This is a genomic window from Chitinophaga skermanii (assembly GCF_003259335.1).
Lineage (GTDB): Bacteria > Bacteroidota > Bacteroidia > Chitinophagales > Chitinophagaceae > Chitinophaga > Chitinophaga skermanii.
Map to the genome: position 1 here is coordinate 197,437 of NZ_QLLL01000003.1, position 25,454 is coordinate 222,890.

Annotated in this window: 20 protein-coding genes; 4 read left to right on the forward strand and 16 right to left on the reverse strand. The window is 42.8% G+C overall.

The features are described 5' to 3' along the window. Positions 1–24 precede the first annotated feature (24 nt). The 7 genes from LX64_RS08495 to LX64_RS08525 all read right to left on the reverse strand — a co-directional run bounded on the left by LX64_RS08495 (position 25) and on the right by LX64_RS08525 (position 11,049). The gene (locus LX64_RS08495; RefSeq protein WP_111597218.1) at positions 25–1,062 is read right to left on the reverse strand and encodes a SphA family protein; all 1,038 of its coding nucleotides are present in this window, start codon (positions 1,060–1,062) and stop codon (positions 25–27) included. Positions 1,063–1,354: 292 nt separating this feature from the next. Continuing rightward, entirely contained in the window at positions 1,355–2,833 is a 1,479-nt protein-coding gene (locus LX64_RS08500) for a calcineurin-like phosphoesterase C-terminal domain-containing protein (RefSeq protein ID WP_111597219.1), read from the reverse strand. Positions 2,834–2,936: 103 nt separating this feature from the next. Then, on the reverse strand, positions 2,937–4,211 hold the full coding sequence (locus LX64_RS08505) for a DUF5689 domain-containing protein (RefSeq protein ID WP_111597220.1): 1,275 nt from the start codon (positions 4,209–4,211) through the stop codon (positions 2,937–2,939). A 37-nt stretch (positions 4,212–4,248) separates the two neighbouring features. Next, positions 4,249–5,694 carry a SusD/RagB family nutrient-binding outer membrane lipoprotein gene (locus LX64_RS08510; RefSeq protein ID WP_111597221.1) on the reverse strand — a complete coding sequence of 482 codons (1,446 nt, stop codon included), beginning with the start codon at positions 5,692–5,694 and terminating at the stop codon, positions 4,249–4,251. Between the two features lie 14 nt (positions 5,695–5,708). Continuing rightward, complete coding sequence (locus LX64_RS08515) at positions 5,709–9,152, reverse strand: SusC/RagA family TonB-linked outer membrane protein (RefSeq protein ID WP_211324774.1); 3,444 nt, start codon at positions 9,150–9,152, stop codon at positions 5,709–5,711. Between the two features lie 28 nt (positions 9,153–9,180). Beyond that, entirely contained in the window at positions 9,181–10,161 is a 981-nt protein-coding gene (locus LX64_RS08520) for a FecR domain-containing protein (RefSeq protein ID WP_111597222.1), read from the reverse strand. A 279-nt stretch (positions 10,162–10,440) separates the two neighbouring features. After that, positions 10,441–11,049: a sigma-70 family RNA polymerase sigma factor gene (locus LX64_RS08525; protein WP_111597223.1), complete on the reverse strand. Its 609-nt coding sequence runs from the start codon at positions 11,047–11,049 to the stop codon at positions 10,441–10,443. Positions 11,050–11,425: 376 nt separating this feature from the next. Here LX64_RS08525 and LX64_RS08530 point away from each other — a divergent pair, with 376 nt between their 5' ends. Then, on the forward strand, positions 11,426–12,730 hold the full coding sequence (locus LX64_RS08530; RefSeq protein WP_111597224.1) for an O-acetylhomoserine aminocarboxypropyltransferase/cysteine synthase family protein: 1,305 nt from the start codon (positions 11,426–11,428) through the stop codon (positions 12,728–12,730). A gap of 173 nt (positions 12,731–12,903) precedes the next feature. Continuing rightward, positions 12,904–13,605: a DUF4198 domain-containing protein gene (locus tag LX64_RS08535; protein ID WP_111597225.1), complete on the forward strand. Its 702-nt coding sequence runs from the start codon at positions 12,904–12,906 to the stop codon at positions 13,603–13,605. A gap of 511 nt (positions 13,606–14,116) precedes the next feature. Here the strand turns inward: LX64_RS08535 and LX64_RS08540 are convergent. From LX64_RS08540 to LX64_RS08550, 3 genes are read right to left on the reverse strand one after another with little or no spacing between them, the layout of a single operon-like run. After that, positions 14,117–14,515 (reverse strand): hypothetical protein, encoded by a 399-nt coding sequence (locus tag LX64_RS08540; protein WP_111597226.1) that lies wholly within the window; start codon positions 14,513–14,515, stop codon positions 14,117–14,119. 5 nt (positions 14,516–14,520) lie between these two features. Continuing rightward, complete coding sequence (locus tag LX64_RS08545) at positions 14,521–15,042, reverse strand: YceI family protein (protein WP_111597227.1); 522 nt, start codon at positions 15,040–15,042, stop codon at positions 14,521–14,523. A gap of 7 nt (positions 15,043–15,049) precedes the next feature. Further along, the gene (locus LX64_RS08550) at positions 15,050–15,616 is read right to left on the reverse strand and encodes a YceI family protein (protein WP_111597228.1); all 567 of its coding nucleotides are present in this window, start codon (positions 15,614–15,616) and stop codon (positions 15,050–15,052) included. Positions 15,617–16,049: 433 nt separating this feature from the next. Between LX64_RS08550 and LX64_RS08555 the strand changes: the two genes are divergently transcribed. Then, positions 16,050–16,616, forward strand: coding sequence for a GrpB family protein (locus LX64_RS08555; RefSeq protein WP_111597602.1), 567 nt, complete (start codon positions 16,050–16,052; stop codon positions 16,614–16,616). A gap of 197 nt (positions 16,617–16,813) precedes the next feature. Here LX64_RS08555 and LX64_RS08560 read toward each other — a convergent pair whose 3' ends face one another. Next, a complete protein-coding gene (locus LX64_RS08560) occupies positions 16,814–17,194 on the reverse strand; it encodes an SRPBCC domain-containing protein (RefSeq protein WP_111597229.1) in 381 nt (126 codons plus the stop codon). An 82-nt stretch (positions 17,195–17,276) separates the two neighbouring features. Between LX64_RS08560 and LX64_RS08565 the strand changes: the two genes are divergently transcribed. Next, the gene (locus LX64_RS08565) at positions 17,277–17,903 is read left to right on the forward strand and encodes a trimeric intracellular cation channel family protein (protein WP_111597230.1); all 627 of its coding nucleotides are present in this window, start codon (positions 17,277–17,279) and stop codon (positions 17,901–17,903) included. A gap of 65 nt (positions 17,904–17,968) precedes the next feature. Here LX64_RS08565 and LX64_RS08570 read toward each other — a convergent pair whose 3' ends face one another. The 5 genes from LX64_RS08570 to LX64_RS08590 are packed head-to-tail and all read right to left on the reverse strand — an operon-like array spanning position 17,969 to position 25,257. Beyond that, entirely contained in the window at positions 17,969–19,108 is a 1,140-nt protein-coding gene (locus tag LX64_RS08570; RefSeq protein ID WP_111597231.1) for a vWA domain-containing protein, read from the reverse strand. After that, positions 19,098–21,380: a DUF5682 family protein gene (locus LX64_RS08575; RefSeq protein ID WP_111597232.1), complete on the reverse strand. Its 2,283-nt coding sequence runs from the start codon at positions 21,378–21,380 to the stop codon at positions 19,098–19,100. The genes LX64_RS08570 and LX64_RS08575 overlap by 11 nt, the downstream gene beginning before the upstream one ends. 10 nt (positions 21,381–21,390) lie before the next feature. Beyond that, a complete protein-coding gene (locus LX64_RS08580) occupies positions 21,391–22,473 on the reverse strand; it encodes an ATP-binding protein (protein WP_111597233.1) in 1,083 nt (360 codons plus the stop codon). Between the two features lie 13 nt (positions 22,474–22,486). Next, entirely contained in the window at positions 22,487–23,956 is a 1,470-nt protein-coding gene (locus LX64_RS08585; protein ID WP_111597234.1) for a DUF5691 domain-containing protein, read from the reverse strand. Next, positions 23,956–25,257 (reverse strand): SWIM zinc finger family protein, encoded by a 1,302-nt coding sequence (locus tag LX64_RS08590; protein WP_111597235.1) that lies wholly within the window; start codon positions 25,255–25,257, stop codon positions 23,956–23,958. Before LX64_RS08590 ends, LX64_RS08585 begins: the two co-directional genes overlap by 1 nt. Positions 25,258–25,454 lie beyond the last annotated feature (197 nt).

The following is a 25,454-nucleotide window of genomic DNA, read 5'->3' on the forward strand; positions in this document are numbered from 1 at the left end:
TCGACTGATGGTGTAAAATGCCTTTTAACCAGCTTTTTTAGGCGTTAAGAATTTTGTAAATGGCGCTAGGGTAACGAAGAATGAATTCCCCTGTGTACGGTTGCTGGCACCCAATTCGCTAATCCATCTAACTACTATGGTAGATCGAATTTTGGGAATAAAAATGTTGGCCTCTGCACCCAAGCCGTAAATATGGTCTTTATTGGCTAAATCGAATTGACTGGAGCTGATGGCTGGGATCGTCATTTTATCAGTCGTAGTTTTGTATTGCATGTAGTAGACTAAGCCCGCATTAATAATCATGGGAAGTGGGGTGCCTTGTACGGGTTTGTACCATGTTTTACCGGCCCCACCTTCTATTGTAAACAAGTTACCGGCGTGGATATCGTTATTGCCGGTGTTTTTCTTTTTGCTGTTGATGGCATATGAGAAGAGAGCCGAGAAATTCCATGCTTTCTTTTTGTCGAAGTAAACGGTACTACCTGCAGAGAATTCGTTGGTCCACATACCAATACCGGCGTTATCATCGCCACCTAGTTCATATTTACCAGTGGGTATGTAAAGGGCGTAACCGGCTGTGAAATCTGCTTGCTTGGTTTTCCATCCCAATTGAATAGGCTGCACATACAAATCTGTAAAAGCTAATGAAGATTTGGTGGTTACAAGGTTACCTTCCAACTTGCTAGAAGCAAACCCAACCAGCACGGAAGCACCGTAATTGCCACTTAGTATTTTTTGATTGGTAACAACACTACCACCCAATCCCAACAAGAACATATTAATACTTTCCGCCGATATTTTATCGCCGTTCCCATTGATGAATTTTGAAGTATGGTAATCATACAGTACTACTGCTCCTCCCACAGAAGGTGGAGCTTGGGTGCCCGATTGTAAACCCATATCGCCTAACACATGGGTGCCTTTCAACTGTGCGTTTGCATGTTGGGTTTGCAGGCCCCAAGCGATTACAAAACAACCTACAAACAAGGCTATTTTTAATGCATAACAAGGGTAGGAAAACCAATTTTCTTTCAACCAAGCAAATAATGGACGCTGCTTCATAAGAATAACGAATGAGGGCAATACAACGAGTGTTTGCCATGGGTGAATACAATAATTTGTGTGAAGAGTGTGCGCCTAATATTGTTATGCTAAGGAAGGAGAGCCGCAAGAAATGAGCGGTCGTATTTATACAACATATAACCCCTAGTTTTGTTTAGGTGGTTTGTATGTGATCGATCGGAAATGAGCAGAATATTAGCTACTTTTAGATCAGGCCCAAAATGGGCTTTAACTACCCAAAAAAAGCCGCGGATAAACATCCACGGCGTCATATCCAGTATTTAGTTCTCGTTTATATTGACAATACTTCTTCGAAAATATTACCGAAACGGTCGGTTGCTTTCACCTTTACAGTCTTCGCATTTGCACTTGGTTCTGCCAAATACAAGTGATCCGTTTTAATTGGTTCAGCCCATTTGTGTTTCGCCGGCAATTGGTCGCCTTTGTACAATGCCACTGTTTCTGGATCGAAACCGGTGTATTGTGTCATCTCGCCTTTTGCTACGCCATCTTCAAACCATTCAACCTTCCATTTCGCATCATAGTTCCATACGTTGGCAACCACGGCATTTGGTTTTTCCGGGATACTGCCCTTTGCATGGATCTTGATTTGGTGATTTTTAGTTTTACCTACCGATTTGTAGTACCAAGTAATGTTATCACCATCTACTTCGTACACACCGTAACCGGCAGGGGCACCATCGCCACAAGGGCCGCACCACCACGCACCACACAACGTACCATGGTTGTGCTCCATGATGTTGTCTTTCTCCCAGTTTTCATTCCAATGGGTATGACCACTCATGATATGCACTTTATACGGTTTCAACATTTTGTACAAGTACTCGCGGTTCGCTACCGTTCCACCAGGGCTATCTTCTTTCGCACCTTTACGACGAGCTGCTCCTGTATTTGTTGGAATGTGCATCGAAACAATTACCATGCTACCATGAGGAACAGTACTCAAATCTTTCTCAATCCAAGCCAATTGCTGTTCATTAAGGTAGCCTACATAATGCTTATTGCTGCCCAAGAAGAACACATCATCGAGCATAATGTAATGCACCTTACCTCGGTTGAACGAGTAGTAAGTAGGACCGTATAATGATTTGAATTTGTTTTGTGATTGATCGTCTGAACGAGCCGTTTTGCCGTCCATATCGTGGTTGCCGATTACTTGGAAGAAGGGAACGCCTGTTACTTCAACCGCTTTATTGTAATCGTCGAATAAATCGAATTTATCGAACACCAAGTCGCCGCAACCGATACCGAAGGTAGGCACGCCGCCGAGGTTTTTAATTTCTTCGCGTGTATCTGGAGCTGAAGTACGAACAAGTTCATTACCGTCTGCTTTATCCCAAATCTGCGGATCGGCCCATACAACAAACGCATGTTTATGGTCGCCGTTCTCCATCGCTTTCAACTCAACATTGTAAGTTTGACTAGCGCTTTTTTTATTGATCAACGTATAGAAACGCGCCAAACCATGTTCGTTCGGAATTTCATAACCACTAGGTAATGAAATAAATACGTATTCCGCATCGTGGTGGGTATTGATCGTGTAATTACCGTTTTTATCAGTGATAGCAATACTGTACCCGTCGCTCATCACAACGTTAGCCAATCCTTTGCCTTTTGCCGTTACTCTACCTTTTACACCTACTGTAGTGAAGGTATTACCCGTTTTGTCGTTGGCCAATAATGGCACAGCCGGGAGGCTGGTTACGGCTGAAAGTAAGCCTAGGTTTCTTAGAAAATGACGTCTTTCCATGTTGATAAATAAAGGGTTTATCCTGTTTTTCGTGCAGCTATAAGTGTTAGTAAAAATACATAACGGGCAACTAGGTGCCCGTTACGATATTGTTATGTAAATGTTACTCTGGAATTCTTTCGTATACCGCAATGTCTTCAATGCTCAAACGACCATTCAAAATGGTACCACCGTTTGTTGTACCTAAGCCCAATTTCGTTACCCTGAAACGTACCGGTGTTTGGATGTTCAACATAATGGTAGCAATCTTAGCTGTAGCGCTCGCATCTTTGTAAACGTCGCTTACGCGTGACCAAGTTGCACCTTTATCGGTAGATGCTTCTAGTACCCAAGAGCTGCTAGCATCTGTGTAATATGCACCGTACGACAATGTCACCTTAGAGGCACCATTTGGTAAATCAAAGTTCATTTGCACATGCCCATCATAGTTCAAGTTCTGTTGCATACGAATACATTGTTTACCTGCCGGGTTAAACCTGTCGCGATCTTTTGTATTGGCCAAAATCGCTTGGTTTAATGTCCAGTTACCGGTTTTTAAGTCAATGGCTGCAGAAGGGTAAGAACCTTTGGCAGAAGCATCTGGAGATTCAAAATCTTCCGCGAACTTATCGTACAATTTGCCTGATGGGAATTTCACATCATTCAAAGTTCTTAATAAGAAATGCTTAGTCGCTGTACTGTCGCGTACAGTGCTATTGGCATTGGCGAAGTTCGGGATACCTACAAACGTAGCACTCACCGGTACTGTTTTATCCGCGAAGGTTGCACCTGGGTAGGTGTACAATACAACGGAAGAATCGGAACCGTCGGTTAAATGACCTTGTTTGCTATACAAAGGGTTATTTTTATCGCCAGGGATAATATCCGCGTTCAACGATACCAAAGTGTTTTCGTATTTCGCAAAGTCTTTCACCAATGCCGATAAAGAAATGCTGTAAGAAGGAATACGGCTAGCTTTTGCTACGTAACGTACGTCTTCTTTCTTCACATTCACCACCTGCAAAGCACCTTTGTTGTTGATCATTTTAGCGCCTAAAACTTTCACTACAACAGAGTCGCCAAAGCTAACGTTTACAGGAGCATTGTTTTCCAATACTACGCTAATACCACGCAAGGTTAATTTAGAATCGTCTTCCAAGATGAACTGGCCCACCGGTAAGTTTTTACCCGTTGTGTCAGAAATTACTACACCACGGATGTACGTAGCGTTAATAAGGGCTTGGGAGTTTAATTCGAGGTCGGCGTTTTTATATTGCTGGCGTAATACTTCAATTGAAATATAGGGGCTAGGGGTGCCTTTCGAGAAGTTGGTATCTTCTTTCAAGCAAGCCGTTAAAGCCGTCATCGCCATTAAAGCACCTAAAAATATCTTTTTCATCTCAAGTTATATTTAGAGAATCGATTTTATAATTTGATTATTTATTCCACCACACTTTCGTTAACATATCATCCGGGCCACCCATTTCAGCTACTGCTTTCTTGTAGTTAGTAGCGTTTAATGATTGAACGGTGATCGGGTAACGGAAACGGGTAGGCATGATTTTGTTGTTCTGTACACCAGGGCCAATCGGCATAACCGGGAAGCCAGTTCTGCGGTACTCGTGGTATTGTTGGAAGTCGGTGAAGAACAACGTGTAATACTTCTGTACATGGATTTTCTCCATTTTCTCGTTGTCGTTCGTTGCTTCTGTCCAGTTAATACCTTCATGCGTTAAGTAGTTGGTAGGAACAGTTAAACCCCATAATGTAATCGCGCTAGCTACACCTTTCTCGTAGTAAGATTTAGCATCGCCGGTGATATACCCTTTTAAGGCTGCTTCTGCCAAGATGAATTGCAATTCTGGGTAGTTAATAATGTTACCCATCATTGGCTCGTTCATCAAGTTTTTATTGTAGTAAGAAAGGCGTGCAGTAGGAGCGTTAGTAGGCTCGTAACCACTGGCTAAACCTTGGTACTCACCGCTAACTTTTACCGCCCACTTGTCGATACGCGGATCTTCCCATTCTTTCAAGTTGTTGATGAAGTAAGAACATAAGCTATTATCACCATTGAAATCGTATTCACGGTACGTATTGAACGCCGTAACGTACGGTGCTACTACTGTGAATTTAAAGATCGCAGACTCGCTGTTATCGTTGAAGATTGGGTATTTAGCAGGTGTGGAAACAATTTCTTGCATTTTAGCTGCAATAGCTACCTCGTCTTTCTTAGAAGCTCGAAGTAATAAACGCAAGTACAAACTGTTACCGAATTTTCTCCAACGATCGGCATTACCATTGTACAGCATTTCTAATGTACTATCAGTTACGGCTTGTTTCGCTGTTAATAATTCGTTCGCTTCTTCCAATTTCTTGAAAAGGTCGGGATAGATGTCTGATTGCTTATCGAATTTCGGTTGGAAGTTACCTTCTTTACCGTTGTTGGCTTCTGTATAAGGTACATCACCATATAAGTCAGTGATCAAACTCATTACCCACACGTCCAAAATACGGCCAATACCCATCCATGTTTTATTACCCACTAACGCACCACCTTTGTAGATGTCGAGGAAGTTCGTGCGTTGAGTATACCAGTTGCTCCACATGTATTCCGATTCGTTCGGACGAATGATATAACGGTGAATTTCGTCGGTATTGATATTGGTTACGTGTACTTGCATTAATTCGTTTGTTAATCGAAGTGCACGCGTTTGATTCGCTTGTAATACTTTGATTAAGGCCGGTGTAACCAACGACTCTGGCTGCGCCGATGAGGCCCCGTTTTTATTGGTATTTGTTTCTACAAAGTCTTTCGTGCAACTCACCAAGCCGATAGTCGTCATGGCAAATGCAGAAAGTGCTAATATGCTGAGTTTTTTCATTGTTGACGTCATTTTTAGAATGATACAGTTAAGTTAGCACCGAGGGTACGTGTAGATGGGAATTGACCTACTTCGAAGCCTGCTACTACAGTGTTGTCGCTGTTTAATGAACCGAATTCTGGATCGAATGCAGGCCATTTTGTGATCATGAATAAATCACGACCGTACAAACCGATCGTTGCACGTTGTAAACGCAATGCTTTTAATGTTGCTGGTTTGAATGAATAATCCAATCTCAACTCACGCAATTTGATGAAGTCGGTTTTGAATGTATTCGCTTCTACGTTTTCGCGGTTGTAGTGTGCACTGTAGAAACTTTGAATGTCGGTTACAATTTGTGTGTTCGGGCTATAAGAACCGTCTTTATTCACCACCACACCATCACCAATGATACCATTGTAACGGCCTGGGATTGTTTTCTTCAACTTACCCTCTTCTGCTAATACTGCATGCGTTAAAGAATAACCCACACCGCCGAATTGGCTATCGAATAAGAAGTTCAACCTAAACTGTTTGTAAGAAATTTCGTTACCCCAACCAGCTCTGTACCTAGGAGTAGTATTACCCACCAAAATCGGCGATTCAGTCCATTTCGGTAAGCCATTTTCATAAATGATTTTACCTTCTTCGTTACGTTGGTAACCAATACCGTATAAATCACCTACATAGCCACCTGGACGTGCTTCCATGGTGCCACGTGGGCCACTCGACATAACGTGCGTTGATAAACCTTCTGCCAAAGAAATTACTTTACCCCTGTTCGTAGCGAATGTTCCATTCGTTTTCCAACCTACTGGGTTTTGTTTGTTTCTTTTAATGATTACACCGCTCAACGCTACTTCCACACCATTGTTTTGGATTTCACCTGCGTTCAATACAGCACCTCTATAACCAGAAGCTGGATCGATTGGAGCAGACGGAATAATTTGGTTGGTACTGTTGTTGCGATAAACACTCACATCGGCTGTTACGCGGTTATCAAACATGCGTAATTCCGTACCGGCTTCATAACTTCTTGTTTTTTCTGGTGTGAGGAACGGGTTGGCTACGTTTGCAGGATTCGCTAAACCTGAGTTATAGGCTTGTTGCGGATCATATACATACGCTGTTAAATATGGCCATGTACCACCGCTACCTACTGTTGCTACCGATGCACGTACTTTCCAATAATTGATAGCTTTTGGCATTTTGATCACCTCGTTCAATGCTACTGCTAGGTTGTAAGAATCATAGAAGAATGAAACACGGTCTTTGTTTTGTGGAGTAGCTAAGGTACTTGTCCAGTCGTTACGCATCGTGAAATCGAAGAACAACCAGTTTTTGTAGCTAAATGCACCCATACCGTATACACTGTTTACAGCATATTTAGAGAGATAAGGATAAGCAACTACACCATTTTTCGCGTTACTGAAAGAGTAATCACCTGGTACACGCAATTTATCGGCTCTTAATTCTTGCTTATCGTAGTTATTGGCCATACGGCTACCACCGAAAGAACCATCAAATGTGAAGTCTTTCAAGAACTTCGTATTATAACGGAATAAGAAATCACTATTGCTTTCGCGGTTGTTGATGTTTTGTGTACGGTACATACCATCTACGAACTTCTGTGTGCCTTTAGGACGTTGTTGTGCGCGGCTTTCGCTAGCGAAATCGAGCGATGTACGAACCAACAAGCTAAAGTTCTTGGTGAAATTGTAAGTAGCAGATACGTTACCCACTACACCGTGCCTATTCATGCTATTCAACATTTCATAAGCTTGCAAGAATGGGTTATCGAGTAAGCTAGAGAATGGGCGGGTTTGTTCTTGTTGTTCTTTACCCGGTACCCAATAATCCCTGAACCAATCGATGTTCGCGTTCGGCACCATACCACGGATGAAGTACATGATCGTTTGGTTATTATAACCTACAGAAGGCAAGTTGTCGCTCTTCTTATTTGCATAGTTCACCTTTGTAGCGATCTGGAGCTTATCCGAAATTTTGTGGTTCACCGATAATGCCACGGTTGTACGTTTGTAACCCGTATTTGGCACAATCCAAGTATTATTCAAGTTCGTGAAAGAAATCCTAGAACTGGTTTTCTCGCTGCTACCTTCTACAGTAACTGTATTGGTATAGGTTTGACCAGTTTCGAAGAAGTCTTTACGGTTGTTTTTATAAGGCACCCAAGGCGTGCGGCTAGTACCGGCTGTACGCGTAGTTGGGTCGTATTGATAATAAGATTGACCATCGAATTTCGGGCCCCATGCAGAGCTCGTGCTTCTAGTGCTGGCACCATCTTCTGTAGCACCGTAAGAGTACCAACCATCTTGACCGGTAGCACCTTGGCCATATTCATATTGGTAATCAGGCCAACGGTTAATCATATCCAAAGCAGCGTTTGAATTCACCGTTACACCCAACCCTTTTTTATAGTTTTTACCATTTTTAGTGGTGATGATGATCGCACCGTTTGCACCACGTGCACCATACAATGCACTCGCACCCGGACCTTTCAAAATGGTCACGTTTTCAAAATCCTCAGGATTCAAATCGTTGATACTGTTACCGAAATCGGTCGGTGATTCTGCATCTAAGTACGAGCCGCTACCTGTACCGGTAGAACGACCACTACCACCGTTCAAAATCACACCATCCACAACGATCAACGCTTCACTTGTACCAGATAAAGAGTTCACACCACGTAAAACGATCTTGTTTGAACCCGCAGGGCCCGCACCAGAGCGTGTGATGTTAACACCCGCTACCTTACCAGAAAGCGAGTTCGTCCAGTTATTACTAACCGCGTCGGTGAAATCTTCCGTACCCATTTTCGTTACGGCATAACCCAAAGCTTTTTCGTCACGTTTAATACCTAATGCAGTAACAACAACACTGTTCAATTGTGTTACGTTTGTAGAAAGACTGATACTTACATCATTTTGAGCACCGGTTACTTGGTATTTCGTTGGGTTCAAGCCAATAGCTTTGAACTCTAACGTAGCACCTTTCAACACGTTCACGCTAAATGAACCGTCAGGACCAGATACGCCCACCACTTTACCATCGGCAGTAATGCTGGCACCCGGTACCGTACTGTTATCGTCTTTTGATTTTACAATACCGCTAACCTTGATTTTTTCTTGTTGTTGAGCGGCAGCTACTGGAGCAGCTTGTTCTTTTTTCTTGATGTAAAGACTGTTGTTCACCAACTTTACATCCAAGCCGGTTTGGTCGCCCAAGACCTTCATTAATTGATCGAGCGAAAGTTTTTGCGAAGGCAGGTGCACAACAGCGTTTGGATTAATGGCACTCACGTCGTACATGACAGCCAATTTCTCTTTGCGTTGTAAACTTTCCACAATTTCTTTCATCGTAAGATCCTTCTTACTGAAAGTGGCAATAGGGGAGTTCGATTGTGCCGTTACTTGCAAGGCAAGCAACACGCCGCAAAATCCACTAACGATTTTTTTCATTTGTTTCAGTGTTAGTTTTATTGTTGCATTAAGGTTTTGGAAGAATGAAAATGGTGCTGTCTTTTACTTTGTAGTCGAACCCTGCTAAAAAGCTTAGGCCATCTAATACTTTGTAAACACCATCATCTGCAATAGAGCCTGTAAAAGAGAGTGGACGGGAAGAGGACGATTTTATCACTACTTTCATATTATACCACTCTGCGATGTGCTTGGCAATGGTAGCGATTGAAGCATTTTCAAACACTAACTTGTTTTCGCGCACGGCGGTAATAGCATCAATAGAAAGTGTGTCGATGGACGAACGGCCGTTCGCATATTGAATGCGTTGAGTCGGCGAAAGTTGAACTTTTAATGCTGGCGTAGAAACGCTGATTTTCCCACTGGCAACGGCCACTTCTTGTGTCATGCCTGGCCTGCTTTTTACCTTAAACGAAGTACCCAGTACGTTTACGTCCATATCTTGGATATGAACCGAGAAAGGAGCGCTAGGAGCTTGTACTACATCGAAGAAAGCTTCTCCTTCTAAAAACATCTTACGTTCGTTTTTACTGAGCGCAAGACTATCATAGCGGAGCGTGGAATTATATAATAACCAAACGGTAGACCCATCCGGGAGGGTGAGCTTCTTTTTGGTTGATTGATCGGTATTGATGGTTACAAAAGAAGGCGTGTACGCGGTGGCTTGTTGACGGTTCCAGAAGAACATGCCGGAAGTGGTGAGGCCCACCAACGACGCGGCAACGGCAGCTGCGCGCCAGAATTTTGTGCGGCGCGGGGTTTCTGCTAACCATTCTTCAGCAGGTGCAGCCATCTCTTCTTCGGTTTGCATCATGCGTTGCATTCTTTCCCAATCACTTACGGGCGAAAATTCTAACGCTTGTTTACGCGCACGCAAGGTGGCGTAAATTTCCCGGTTACGGGCAGAAGCGTCGAGCCATGCCGTCACCATTTCTTTTTCTGCGGCATCGCATTCGCCGTTGATATGTTTAAATAGAATGTTCGCGTTCACTTGTTGTGCCTTTTATACTATAGGAGGCAGCAACACGGAAAAAAACACGTTGTCCAATGTTATCTGAATGTTAAGTAGTGTTATTTTGAAAGGTGAAATACGTGTAAGCCTTATTGGGTAAGGGTTTGGTGTGTGTTGAAAGATGTTATAACAAGCGAAAAATATTTAAATATTTTTGGTGGGAGGTAGGCGTAGGGCCATTTTGAGGAATGCAGCAGGTATAATAAGGCCATTTGGCTAGCGGAGACGTAGCGAGGGGGGAGATGTTGAAATAGGGTATTAAAAACCTGTAATAAGGTCAATTTGATCGGAGAGTAGGAGCATGAAGCTGCTAACGACCATATAAATTTCGTGGTGAGAAACCTTCATATTTACGGCCTCTTCTTGTAATTCTTTGATGGCGGCATTCATGTTGTATTCAACTTTGCGAACAGTTATGTTAAGCAAAGCTGCGATTTCCTTGTAAGAAAGGCCGAGAAGGCGTGCGTCGATGATTTCTTTCTTAACGGGATCGAGTTTCTGCAGCAGAAGGTTGAATTTTTCAGTGGCCTCTTTGCTGGTTAGATTCTCTAAAGGTTGATGGGTGGAAGATGAACCTGTGTCGTAGTGTTGTTTAAGTTCGTCTTGGCGATCACGTTTATCGGCATGCCGTTTACATTGCCTTCTTACGGAAACAAGTAAATAATTCTTCGTGCTTTCCGTAATCCTAATTTGTTGGCGTTGCTTCCAAATATCGCAGAATACTTCTGAAGTTACGTCTCGCGCAGCTTCATAATCATTCAGGAATGCGTAAGCATATCTACAACAAAGTGTAAAATACTCATCATACAAAGCCTTAAATGTTTGTTGATTGATCTCGATATTGATATTCACTGCCTTTAACTCCATATCCGGGCGCAAAAGTACATTGGTGAATAGATGCGAGGAACGGGTTTACATAGATTTAATGTAAAGTTCATACTCATATACGTGGCTAAATACTTTAATAATCTTGGGAAAAACACTGGGAATGAAAGCAATACTGCCGTTTGCGTAAAGTTGGTCGTCCGTCCTATAGTTTATTCGTTCGTTGATAGATACTGCGCGGCAAAGAGGCAAATTAGTGATTTTTTCTTACATCGGAATACGATATATCTAAATAATATTATTTTAACTGGTTAGGAGGTAATTGTAAAAATTTCAGGTAAAGTCGTTCTTTTATTTTGTATTCCTATAAAGTCTATCTAAATTGTAGGGTAATAATAACAAGCAAATAGAATCCTGTATGTCAAACAAGCCCTTAAATTTTGAAACCTTGCAAGTGCACGCCGGTTATGAGCCCGATTCTTCAACCCATGCCGCAGCAGTGCCCATTTATCAAACATCATCCTATACTTTCGATAATGCTGATCACGCAGCGGATTTATTCCAATTGAAACAATTCGGAAACATCTATACGCGTATCATGAACCCTACCACCGATGTATTCGAAAAACGTATCGCGGCCCTTGAAGGTGGCGTAGGGGCGTTGGCTGTGGCCTCTGGTCAAGCAGCACAATTCATTGCTTTGCATAATATCTTATTGCCGGGCGACAACTTCGTTACTTCATCCTACTTATACGGTGGTTCCTATAACCAATTCAAGGTAAGCTTCAAACGCATCGGCGTAGAAGCCCGCTTCGTGAATTTCGACGATCCAGCGAATATTATCCCGCAAATCGACGAGAACACGAAAGCAATTTATCTCGAAACCATCGGCAACCCAGGTTTTGCCATTGCCGATTTTGAGAAAATTGCCGCTATTGCCAAGGAACACGACCTGCCATTGATTGTAGATAACACATTTGGTGCGGGTGGTTACTTATTCCGCCCATTAGAACATGGCGCCAACGTTGTAGTAGAATCGGCTACTAAATGGATCGGTGGCCATGGGAATAGCATCGGCGGTGTAATTGTCGACGGTGGTAATTACAACTGGGGTAATGGTAAATTCAAACAGTTCACTGAACCAGACGAGGCGTATCACGGCATGAAGTTCTGGGAGATTTTCGGTACCGATGGCCCATTTGGCAACATCGCCTTTATTATACGTGCGAGGGTAGCGGGTTTAAGAACTTGGGGCCCAGCATTAGCACCGCAGAACGCATTCTACTTCTTGCAAGGCTTGGAAACTTTGTCGCTCCGCGTGCAACGCACCGTAGAAAACGCATTAAGCTTAGCACAATGGTTAGAGCAACATCCACAAGTTAGCTCTGTGAATTACCCTGGCTTGCCGAGCAGTCGTTACCACGAATTAGCGAAGAAGTACCTGAAGAAAGGTTTTGGCGGTGTGCTTTCCTTCAAAATCAAGGGCGGCAAAGAAGCGGCAGATAAGTTGGTCGATTCTTTAAAGCTCATCTACCACTTGGCCAATGTAGGCGATGCTAAAACACTGATCATTCATCCAGCTACTACTACACACCAGCAATTAAGTGAAGCAGAACAACGTGCGGCCGGTGTGGAACCTGGGCTGTTGAGGATATCTTTAGGCATCGAACATATCGATGATATTAAAGCCGACTTACAACAAGCCTTCGAGCAACTGGCATAAAATTGCTTCTTCATATAAAGTTCAGTAAAGTGTAGCGTGTAAATGGTACTTGTACCGTTTACACGTTTTTTATTTCCCAAATACACAAATATATTTCCCGAATACACAAATGATTGAAGTCGCGTGGGGCTAATTTCGCCTATCCTTTTCATCTAAAAGCGTAAACACACGACATGAAATCAAGATTATTACTAATGGCCGCTTTCTTACTAACATGCAGCACGAGTTTCGCGCATATGTTATGGATTGAAACAGCGGGACAAGGAACAAAAGGTAAAGCACAAACTGTGAAAGTATTTTATGGTGAATATTCCGAGCACAACCCTGAGAAGGTAGCGGATTGGTATTCAAACGTGAAAGAGTTCACTTTGTGGTTAACAGGCCCGGATAATGAAAAAACAAAGTTGACAGTAACCCAAGTGGGCGAACATTTTGAAGCAACTTTTACACCTACAACTGATGGTCAATATACATTAGCTATTTCCCAAGATGCAAAAGACTTGGGTGGCGAAACAAAATATCAATTCAATACCTACGCGATCGTAAACGTAGGCAAACCTTCAGTAGCGAACCTTACGGGTGAGTTAACCGTTGCCCCTGCACAAGTGGCGCAAAAAGCTAACCAACCCATGCAATTGAAAGCTACCTTCCAAGGTAAACCGGCTGCAGGTATTCAAATTGCTGTATTCTCACCCAGTGGTTGGAATAGGGAAGTGGTAACCGATGCAAACGGCGTAGCTACCTTCACCCCAATTTGGGCCGGCACTTACATGATCGAAGCTTCTAAAATGGGCGACGAAACCGGTGAGATCGCTGGTAAAGAATACAAAAAAGTTTGGCGTAATGCTGCCATCGCAGTAGATATCGCGAAGTAATAACGATTCGTTGAAATAGTTTTATAGGGCTTTCAAGGGTACATCCCCATGGAAGCCCTTGTTGTTTTAGTAGAATTCTTTGTAATATGTGGACTTACCCTATGTAAATAGGCCCATTAATAATACCAGGTTATATCATCTTCCACCAAAGCCTATCCTTTTTATAACTTTACCCTATCTTGAGCCTATCCTAAGCCTATCTCCACCCTATCTAAAGCCTATCCTAAGCCTATCTCGAGCCTATCCTAAGCCTATCCCCCCTCATATTAATTAATTGAAATACAAGTATTTAAGTAAAAAATAGCTAGGCCCGACCCTTGTAATTAATTATAAACCATAGCGTTATAAAGGATTGGGGGTATTTTTATGCATATTCTTCAAGGCATGTGACCTTACTGGGATATTTCCTGTCTTATCTATAAACACCGATTTGCGCAATCGTCGTCATATAACCGCATAAAAAAAGAGCTTCCAATAATGAAAGCCCTTTTTATAATGTGTCAAGCGAGGATTATAGATCCTTCGACTTGATAAATAATGGTCTTAGTGTGAGCCATCCCAGCACAGGGAAGAAGTGCATTGGAATAGTTAAACCTACGAATAGCTCTGGCATTTCTACGTCTAAAGGTAATTTCGTTTTGAAAGGACCTAAGATGCTTGCAAATGAAAGGATTGTAAAAATTAAATTGAAAACAATTTCAGTGTTACTTTTCAATAATTTGTGCAATGCCCAGAAACCAATCGAAGCAACGATACCGGCTGCTACGCAGGTCATCATAATTTTAGGCGTTGAAACGATCGCTGAAAAGTCGTAGCCCAAAGAATCAGTATATACTTTTTGATATACTAATGAAGCTACACCTGCTAATGCACCAGAGATCGCACCCAACGATAAAAGTCGTACGAACATATTGCTTATTTTTTAACCACCGGAACGGAAACGGTTAATTTAACGATGTCTTCAACATCACCACCAGGTTTACCAACTTTATAATCGTTGCGGTTAACTTGGAAAGTACCCGCGAACGTGTTGTTAGCAAATGTGAATGGAATGCTGATTTCTTTTTTCACACCGTGCAAAGTTAAATCACCTGTTACGGTGTAACCTGCACCGGTTTTTGCAAATTTCTTAGAAGCGAAAGTAATGGTAGGATATTTTGCAGCATCGAACCAATCTACATCTTTCGCGTGCTTGTTTTGTAAGCCGTTACCGGTATTGATGGAATTCACATCAATACTAACGTTGAACTTAGAACCTGCCAAGTCTTTATCATCGAAGAATAAAGAACCGGTGAAGGTTTTAAAGATACCACTTACTTCGCCCGCTGAAAACGCGATGTTGTATTTCGGGCCTACTTTCCACTCGGTAGTGAAAGCAAAAGCAAACACTGCCGCAGATGCGAGCAGTGTTGCTAATATGAAAGTTAGTTTTTTCATATACTAATTAGTCTTTAGAAAATTCTGCGTTTGCTACTACTTCGATCTCGTCGCTCAACATGTTAGCTGGCATACCAGAAGCGAAGTTAAAGTCAGAACGTTTGATTTTACCTTTTACAGTGAAACCTGCTAAAGTTTTTTGTTTAGGTGTAATTACACCATTTAAAACACCATCCAACGTAACTGGTTTAGTAACACCGTGGAAAGTTAAATCGCCACTGATTTTGTACGTGTTTTTACCAGTTTTCTTGAAAGATGTGCTTTTGAAAATTACATCAGGGAACTGTGGAGCATCAAAGAAATCAGCATTTTGTAAGTGACCATCTCTACGCTCGTTGTCAGTGTTGATGCTAGCAGCTTCTGCTTTCAATTCTACCACCGCATCGCTGAAATCTTCTTTAGAAGAAGTCAATTTGATGTCGAACTTCTTGAAGTTACCTTCAAAGTTGCTGATAGAGTTGTGAACGATACTAAAGCCAAGTCTTGAGTGAGCTTTGTCTAAAGTCCAGTTTTGTGCAAATGCACCTGCAGAGAATGCCAATAAGCCTGCTGCTAAAAGGGCGATACGTTTCATGTTGTAGTTGTTATCTGATTTAATTGGATATGTACTGTTGATTAGTATAATGTAGTTTAATAATTGTACTCGTAAAAACTGCAACGCTTATCAATGGCTAGATATAAGGTTCCCTTTCTACAAGGATACTGTAATTATTTTAATTACAGTGCAAATATAGATACTATTTTTATATCACCAAATTTTAAGCCACCAAGTTTGTAGACAATGAACGATTATTAACAATAAGCAAATACCTCGCTTTAGGAGGCACATCATAACAAGTGCGGATAATTGACGGGAATGTACCATAAACATTGCTACAAGTGATTGTAATACAATGTTGACCTAAAACTAGGAATAATTTCTTGTTGTACAAAACCATTGGTCAAGTACTTGCATGTTTTTTGTGGTAATTTTAACGGTTTCAGTATTAAATCTTAGTAAACGCCGTATGAAAGTAGAAATAGTACCTTACCAAGAAGAATGGCCTTTGCAATTCCAAGCATTAGGTAAGCAATTAAAAGCAGCATTGGGTACCTACGCGGTGGCCATTCACCATATTGGGTCTACTAGCATACCAGGCTTACAAGCCAAAGCCATTATCGACATCCAGGTAACTGTTGATACACTCCATCCCAATATCGCCGAACGCCTGGCCGAAGCTGGGGCACTTATTTCGCCGGTTAACCTATCCGATCACCGGCCACCTGGTACCGATATCCCTAACGAAGAACTACAAAAAATGTTCTTTCGCTATGCCGAACCAAGAGCCAACATTCATGTGCGCGAAAATGGCCGCTTTAACCAAAGATATGCGCTACTTATCCGCGATTACCTTCGCCAACATCCTAGGGTGGCAAATGCTTACGGCGAGTTTAAAGTACGCTTATCTCGTGCCTTCCCCAATGACCCCGATGGGTACGTAGATATCAAAGACCCTGTTTTTGATATTATCATGGAAGGTGCAAACGCTTGGGCAAAAGAATCCGGTTGGAAGGTACCCGGGAGTGATATTTGATGTTGGCTATAGTTATTGGCTAATATCTCTTTCATTCAATACATGAGTATGTACTATTGAAGTGAAAAAGCTTTTAAGAGGAAGACAAGTAATAGGGGTAGTGAGGGTTGAAACCTTGGGGTGGTAAGAAACGGTGTATCAATATCATATAAAAAACAAAGGCACTAGTTTCATGACCAGTGCCTTTGTAACATATCTTAATCTTGGTAAAATTCCAATAAGGATGCTATATACGTATGCTTCCAGCCGTACACAATTGCATCATAATCCTCATCCGGGATATTCGTGTGTTTTACTTCTAATGAAGTACCTTTTTTATCTGTATGCAAGGTCAATGTAACGATCGACGCTTCTTCTTGATCCCCGAAATCCCATTCCTGCACGATCTTCTTGTTTTCTTCGAAAGCAAGATTCACCCCGGCAATGCTGCCTTCCCATAACGAGAACTCGCTGCCCGGCTCTGTACTCATCTCCGCTACTTCTCCCGACCATAAACGAATCGTTACAGGATTGGTTAAGGCTACATACAACTCTTCAGGCGGTGCTGGAATAGTAAAATATTGTTTGAAATCTTTCATATCACATGATTGAACACGCAATTTAGGCAATTAAAATTTGTCAACACTGTACGACTTCCGTTGTTATAACAAAAAAACAAGCATGCAATTTAGCCTGTTCGAATCGCTGAACCTACTCGGCACCTTTGCGTTTGCTGTATCGGGTGTGATGAAAGCGATTGAAAAAGAGTATGATTTATTTGGGATACTAGTGTTGGCATTCGTAACAGCCATAGGAGGGGGAACGATCCGGGATTTATTAATTGGGCAAGGTTCTGTTGCTTGGATGCGAGATAATAACGTGATCTATACCATCTTTTTAGCTTTCTTCTTAGCCACTGTTTTTTTCAACCTCATGAAACGCTTCGAGCGTTGGGTAACATTTTTCGATAGCGTTGGCCTTGCCATTTTTACTATTATCGGCATTCACAAAGGCATGCAATTCCACTTCAACGAAATGATTTGCATTGCCCTAGGTACCATTACCGGCACTTTCGGAGGTGTTATTAGGGATGTACTCGCGGGCGACAAACCTTTACTCTTTCATAAAGAAATCTATGCACTTGCTTGTATTATCGGCGGCAGCATCTACTTCTTCCTACGCGCTAGCGATCGTCTCGAGAATTTCGCGGAAATCATCTGTTGCATTATCATTATCGCCATTCGCCTTTTATCGTTGAAGTTCAATATTTCATTGCCTAAAATACATGTGAAAACGAGCGAGAAGTAGTGGCGACACAAGCGGATTACCTCTTTTCGGCACCGCTTGTGTCACTCACTGCAACTTTTAGTTCGCTATTTTTTAACAACAAGTTCTTCTTTCGCTGCCCACATCCCAATGTCTTGCTTTGATAAAGCTGCCGCCATTAAGTCGGGGAATTTATCGGGCGTACAAGCAAACACAGGTATGCCCAAATCAGCCAAGAACCTAGCATTGTCATGATCATACGAAGGTGCGCCATCATCATTCAAGGCAAGTAATACGACTACTTGCACACCGGCTGCTACTAGGTCCACGAATTTCTTCCGCATTTGCAATTCATTACCACCTTCATATAAATCCGTGATCAATACCATTACAGTATCCGTAGGTCGGTTAATGATTTGTTGGCAATAACCCAATGCTTTATCAATATCAGTACCACCGCCTAGTTGTACACCAAACAGCAACTCAACAGGATCGGTTAAGTCTTCCGTAAGGTCAACAACTGCTGTATCAAACACGACCATTTTCGTTTTAATTGCCGGGATAGAAGCCATCACAGCCCCGAAAATACCGCTATATACCACTGAAGTACCCATAGAACCACTTTGGTCTAAGCACAATACAACGTCTTTTAAAGCGCTGCGTTTACGGCCAAAGCCTAAGCGAGTTTCAGGGATAATGGTTTTGTATTCGGTTTGGTAGTGTTTTAAGTTCTTCTTGATCGTTAAGGGCCAGTTGATTTCATTGTGCTTAGGACGCCTGTTAACAGTCGACCTATTCAAGCTACCGGTGATCGCCTGCTGTGTAGGTTGAGAAAGTTTCTTCAACAACTCGTCTACCACTTTACGTACTACGTTCCGTGCCGTTTCCTTTGTTTTATTAGGAATTACGCGGCTCAACGACATCAAAGTAGCTACTAAGTGTACATCTGCTTCTACCGTTTCCAACATTTCTTTTTCAAACAGCATTTGCGTTAAATTCAAACGTTTTAACGCATCCTGTTGCATCACTTGTACTACGCTAGTGGGGAAAAATTGGCGAATATCACCTAGCCAACGTGCTACGTTAGGCGAGGAAGCGCCTAAGCCACCTTGTCGTTGCGAATCGTACAAGGCGCTTAATGTATGATCTATCTTAGTATCTGTATCCGCTAATTGTACACCTGTGCCATCGTTAGCATCGCCACCGAGTATCAAGCGCCATTTACGGAGATGTTGTTCATTCTGCATGTCCAGGGGTATTTAAAGGTAATCCCAATAATTGCATCACCACAGGAATACCGCGCATAGCACGGGCTTCATCAATCGTTTCTTCCGATGGCATACGCACAGTTTTACCGGTAGATGGGCCGCTTTTGGCTTTCTCTCCTAACTTCCGGCGTTCTGGTTGGGTATAGTGGGCAAAGCTCCGGCGTAGGAGGGGGAGTACTTGTAAGAAGGTGTCTTCATCCAAGGTCGCTACCCAATTGTTCACTACCGACCATAACGCTTCATCTAACAACAAGATCGTACCACTGCCTCGTAAGAAACCTTCTAACCAGGCGGCTGCAACAGCTGGTGCTGTAGCTGTACTCATGGCAAAATGGAAATGTTGTACGAGTGTTTCGTCCGCCAAAATTTTATAATCGGAGAGTAAGCGTGTAGCATACCCAGCAATAACCGGTGAACTATTTAGGTTGTGGGCTACCTGTTGTAAAGTAGCTTGCCATGCTGCTAGAATATCAGCTTGTTGTAGTGTATTCGCAGCATCATTCATCCCGAAGAATAAATCGATCATCGCGTTGGCTGCTTCTTCATTCAATGCCGTACAAGCTTGCGGTAAGCTAATGCAAATGCGGGTCATCATGCCTTGCAATAAGCTGGAAACCATCGCGGCATCGGTTTTGCGAACGTTGCCGTAGCGGGAAATACTCACCAATGTTGGAATGGTTTCCATCAGTTGCATCACATCGCCCGAGGCTGCTGCTAAGTTATTGAGTTGTTGCATAAGTACGTCTACGCTTTCATGCAGCGCGGCGGGTAATGCTTTTTCCAATAGCTGGCAAATAACGGGTAAGGTAGCACTCGTATTGGCAAGATGTACTACATATTTGCTGGTAGCACTTTCTACCGTATTACCCCAACTACCTTTTTCGATGATCTCGATGGTCATGTTTGGGTCCCACTGTAAACGCCACGATTCTTTAAAGGTACCTTTGCTGTTAACACCTGTTGGGTGAGCCCAATTGATACCGAGCAACAACAAACGGTGTAAGAATATGCTTCGTTCTAAATCCGTGTCTTTACGTAGATCGAAGGTGTAATCTTTCCAATCGGCAGATGCCGGGAGGCGTAGACGTTTTTGTGTTTTCTCGATGTCGAGTTGTAAAGGTGGTTTGGGAATATCAATGGGTACTTGACCAATTATATCTTGTACAATTAACTCTTTATGTAAGAGTTGCATCATGATATCGTCGCCATTACACAAAACACTAAGCGTTGCTTCGTTCAACTCTTCCAAACCAGGACGCGATAATCCACGTAAGGCCGCTAGTGCATCGGCTAAGCGTACTGCTTCCATTACGTGTGCCACGGAAGTATCCATGCCTTTTTCGCGGAAAAGCGATGCTACTTTTGCCATCCAACGGGTGCCATCATCCGTAGGGTACTTCCAATTATGTTCGTACCATCCTGGCGAAGGGATACCGGCACCGTAGCCACTATCATACGAAAGGCGGCCGTAAGTCCATGGAATCCAAGTGCATTCAATTTTTACTTTTGGAAGGCCCTTCAACAAATCGTTGTCTTCTTTTTGTTTGGGCATATTCGAAAGTGCAGGAGCATGCCAAGCACCGCAGATAACGGCGATATTTTGGAACATCTCCTTTTCTGCTTGTCGAATCACTTTTCTCATATGTGCTTCGCGGAGGAGTTCACGTTTTACTTCCGGTAAGGGAAGGTCTTCGCGTAGGGCATGTACCCCTTCTTGAATGGCTTCGAATACTTCTGTATTATCCAGGCGGTATTCAACCATGTGTTCCCACCATGCTTCTTCGTCTTCAAAGCCTGCGGCTGAAGCTAAGTGTTGCATGGGGTTGCGTTTGAAAGGTATATCGAGGTTGGGTAATTCGTTTATTGCTGTTGTGGGCGCTGCTCCATGTACTGCTTCTACTTCAGCTTCTTGCGCGGTTGTTGCAGGTTCGTTGTCTAAAGCGAAACTATGTGCAACGGGCAAATCCATAAAGCGCACATGTATATTGTGCTCGCGTGCATAACGCATGGCTTGCCATTCCGGTGAGAACTCAGCAAAAGGGTAGAATACCGCTTTCTGCGGTTCATCGCTTTGGTGTAGTAGCAATGCCACGGGTGGTTGCATATCGGTGTGATTCACCCATTGCAATAGTTCATCCGCTTCTGGAGGGCCTTCAACCAATACAATATCAGGCTTCACTTTCGATAGAAAGTTCGCCACGTGCCGCGCAGATCCCGGGCCATGGTGCCTTATTCCTAGTATATGAATCATTGGCTAAGGTTTAAATGGCTAAGTCCTTGCAAGCCCTGTAAATATCTTTCCAATCTTCCCGTGGTTTCACCACTGTTTCTAAGTATTCTTGCCAAACTACCTTGTCTTGAATAGGATCTTTTACAACCGCCCCTACGATACCTGCTGCTAAGTCAGCCGCATTTAACTGGCCATCACCAAAGTAAGCAGCCATTGCCAAACCGTTATTCACCACGGAGATCGCTTCAGCTGTACTTAATGTACCGGTTGGTACTTTGATTTTCGTTTTACCATCTAAGGTTGCACCGCTTCTCAATTCGCGGAACATGGTAACAATTCGGCGAATTTCTTGCAATGCCGGTTTCTCTACCGGTAATTCCATTACTTTTTCAAAGCTTTCTACCCGGCGTTTAACGATATCAATTTCCTCTTCCATGCTATTAGGCACAGGAAGAATCACGGTATTGAACCTGCGTTTCAAAGCGCTGGATAATTCATTTACACCTTTATCGCGGTTATTGGCTGTAGCTATTACGTTGAAGCCTTTTACTGCTTGAACTTCAATATTTAATTCCGGGATCGGTAATGTTTTTTCAGATAACATGGTAATGAGGGTATCTTGTACATCGGCACCAATTCTCGTCAATTCTTCAATACGCACAATTTTACCTTCTTTCATGGCACGCATCACCGGTGTTTCAACCAAGGCTTTTTCAGAAGGGCCTTCCGCTAGCAAACGTGCATAGTTCCAGCCATACCGAATTGCCTCTTCACTCGTACCTGCGGTACCTTGAACAATCATGGCCGAGTCGCCGGCAATACCTGCTGCTAAGTGTTCACTTACCCAGCTTTTAGCAGTACCCGGTAAACCATATAATAATAAGGCACGGTCGGTTGTTAATGTGGCAACGGCGATTTCCATTAGGCGCCTGTTACCGATATATTTAGGTGTTACTTCAAATCCATTTTTCAACTTGCCACCCACTAAGTAAGTAACAACGGATTGCGGCGATAATTTCCAGTTAGGCGGACGTTTATCGCTATCTTGTTTCCTTAATTCTTCTAATTCTTGCGCGAATAAATCTTCGGCATGTTGACGTAAAACAGTTGACATAATAATGAATGAATTATTGGTGAAAAGCTTCGTTAATTTTTTGTTTGCGCGATAACAGGCTCTGTAGTTTTACAGCTACATTTTTCCAGTAGTAGCCGCCGTAATTATCTGTAGGTTCTAATTGCGCGATATAAGGTACCAGCGAAGCCGGGATCTTATCAATCGCGTTGGCATAATACGGAGTATTGTATTCATACCCGTTTTTGCTGGTGTATTTTAATATTTCTTCGCCCATGGCTTGGCTCCACTCGTAAGGATATACATCACTCATAAAGCGCACAAGCCTAGGCATATCATTTGTTAATTGCTTGCGTAAGAAGGGGAGCACATAAGCATCGAATGTAGGCTTATCGTATATAGTGAGCATCTCTTCATAGAACTTATGAGGGAAGAACGTTGCTACGGCTTCGAACCAAGTAGCATCATAGAAAGTATCTAGTGCATCCTGGATGGCTTGCTTGTAAGTGCTGCTGTGCGCGTGTTTTTCTATGAGTTCTAGTAAACGGGTAGGCGTTACCTGTAAGTAATTACTCAATTCCACAGGTGGCGTCATGCGTAAGAGCGCTTCGATCATGTAGAAATGATCTTTGGGATCGGTAGATACTTTTTGGCCTGTTTCAACTAGTGCTTGAATTACTTCATCTGTTAGCGCGATATTTATTTTCTTACCATCGCTGCTTAGTGTGAAGCATTTCGTAATAAGTGATACGATGCGCTGGATATTGGGGCTAGATGGGATGCGTAATAAATATTCCGATGCCAGTTCTTTTACTTTCTTACTTTTTTCTTGCAAAGCAGCGGTAATAAACTCCACATCGCAAGCATGTAACGACGAATCGAGCGCTTGCAATAAGTTGAATTTCGAATTGGCATCTTCTCCCTTCCAAGTACTTTGTAGAAGAAGAATGGCTTCTTCCGGCTTTTCTTTATGTAAGGCCGCAATTAAGGCTACCCTGTCATCTAAAGAAGCGTCATCCCAACTGGTTGTTTCTTCCTTCAAGATATAACTCCAATCGGTATTCATTTCCGCTAACCACTTCGCCCTATTACCGGCAGTGGCTCGCACCAATGAACGAATACTTTTATGTTGTTTACCTTCTTCTAATACACCTGCAAGGTGTACTAAAGGAATGATGGCATTCGCAGCCTTACACTTCTCTAACCAATAGCGCAGCAAAGCCACTGTTTGATCATGTAGCACATACGTTAAAGCAGTGCTGCTGGCAGCATTGCTGTACGGCAATGTTTCCGAAGGTGCAATGGTAACGAGTATATTTTCTTTATGCAGAGGCTGTACCCCGGCTTGCTTGTAGTTCAATGCTAAAGCTGAAACTTGCAAGAATTGTTCTTCTTTATCAAGAGAGGATGTTTGCAATACAAGCGTGTTGGCTGCTTGTAAGGCGGAAGGAACGTCTGTGTCTGAAATGGTTTTCTTGCCTGTTCCCAACATCGCGGTTTGTACGAGGTTGTTCCAATGTTGCATTATACGGTAATGTATTTATCTTGATGCCAAACCCCCAAGGGCAAATATGTATCTTCTTTTCCTACCACCGCCATCTTTAAAGGCAATCCGCCACTCAAGGCCAGTAAATGCCATTGTGCCGAGAAATAGGATGGAATACGCATTAAGTTCGAATTTTGATCGCGCAACCACCACTCGTTGTTGAATTGCAACGGCGTTAGTGCTTCTACCACAAATGCCGCTTCTTGGCTAAATGGATATTGCTCACGTGCCTGTGTTTGTGCCATGGCTACATCCATCCAAGTTTGTACGCCTTTGATCGGTAATTCTCTGTGGAGGGCTGTATGCGATTTAACAATCGCCCGCAATGGTAATACAGAAGGGTAGAACACCAATTCCGCATGTATAAAGGCACCGGGGGCTAATAACATGCTGTTAACCTGCCCACGTACGATGAAGTTTAATACCATGGCATATTGCCCTGTATTCACACCCCGTAACCAAAAACGCTCGGTGGTAATATTTCCATCTTCCGTGCAGGTTTTGGCTAATACTAGCCAATCGTCTTCCACGCCTGGCATATTCTTTAATTCGTCTTGGGATTGTGTAAACCCAATGCGCGCCAATACATCCGATTGAAAGGCCGGCGATAATTGCTCGATGTTTTTGTATCCTTGTAGCAATAGGTATATGTCAACCATTTGCTGCAAGAATACCGTTTGCCATCCTTCCTGGTAAAACGGCGTATTTTCTAGTTGCTGCACCATGTTGGCTAAGCCATTGGCTTGTGCATCCACCATTCGTTTACGCATATTCTCCCAAAAGGTATATGGCTTTTCTGGCACTGTTAATATACCATTGCGCAAAATATCCTTCATCCACAACATCAATTCTTCTGCACCCTGGGTCACCTTGGCATGACGTGCATGTAATCGTTTCGCTTGCGCGGCTTCATCTACCGGTTTGTCAACTTTAGCGGCCTTCTTTTCGGCTGTTTCTGCACGTTTCCCTAACCAAGCTTGCACCCAGTCAGGACCTACTTCTTGTTGAAAGCCCGTTTGATCACGGGTATACAAGATCATCAATCCCAAGCCATGTTTACATGGGAATTTACGACTAGGACAAGAACATTTAAAAGAAAGTTGTGCTGTGTCGATCTGCGTTTGGTACGGCTTAGAGCCGCTACCTTTACATTCACCCCAAAGTGCTTGTTGGTAAGTTCCTCGACTTACCCACTTGGCTGCGTTGGCTAACTCTTTGCCCGATTTTTTAGAAGATTCATCGGGCGCTAAGGCTAATACTTGTTCTTCTGTAAGGTTCAAGGATGAATAATTTAGGTTTCCAATATGTTGGCAATATAAAACTAAAAATTTTAGCAAAAAAATAAAACAACCTGAATTATTTTTCGGGCTCTAATATCTTTTTCTTTTTTCATTGTAAGAAAAATATTTTTAACAAGTCGTCTATAACCCGCTACAGTATTGACTCTTATTTTCTCTCCAGCATCCCTTGTTTGATC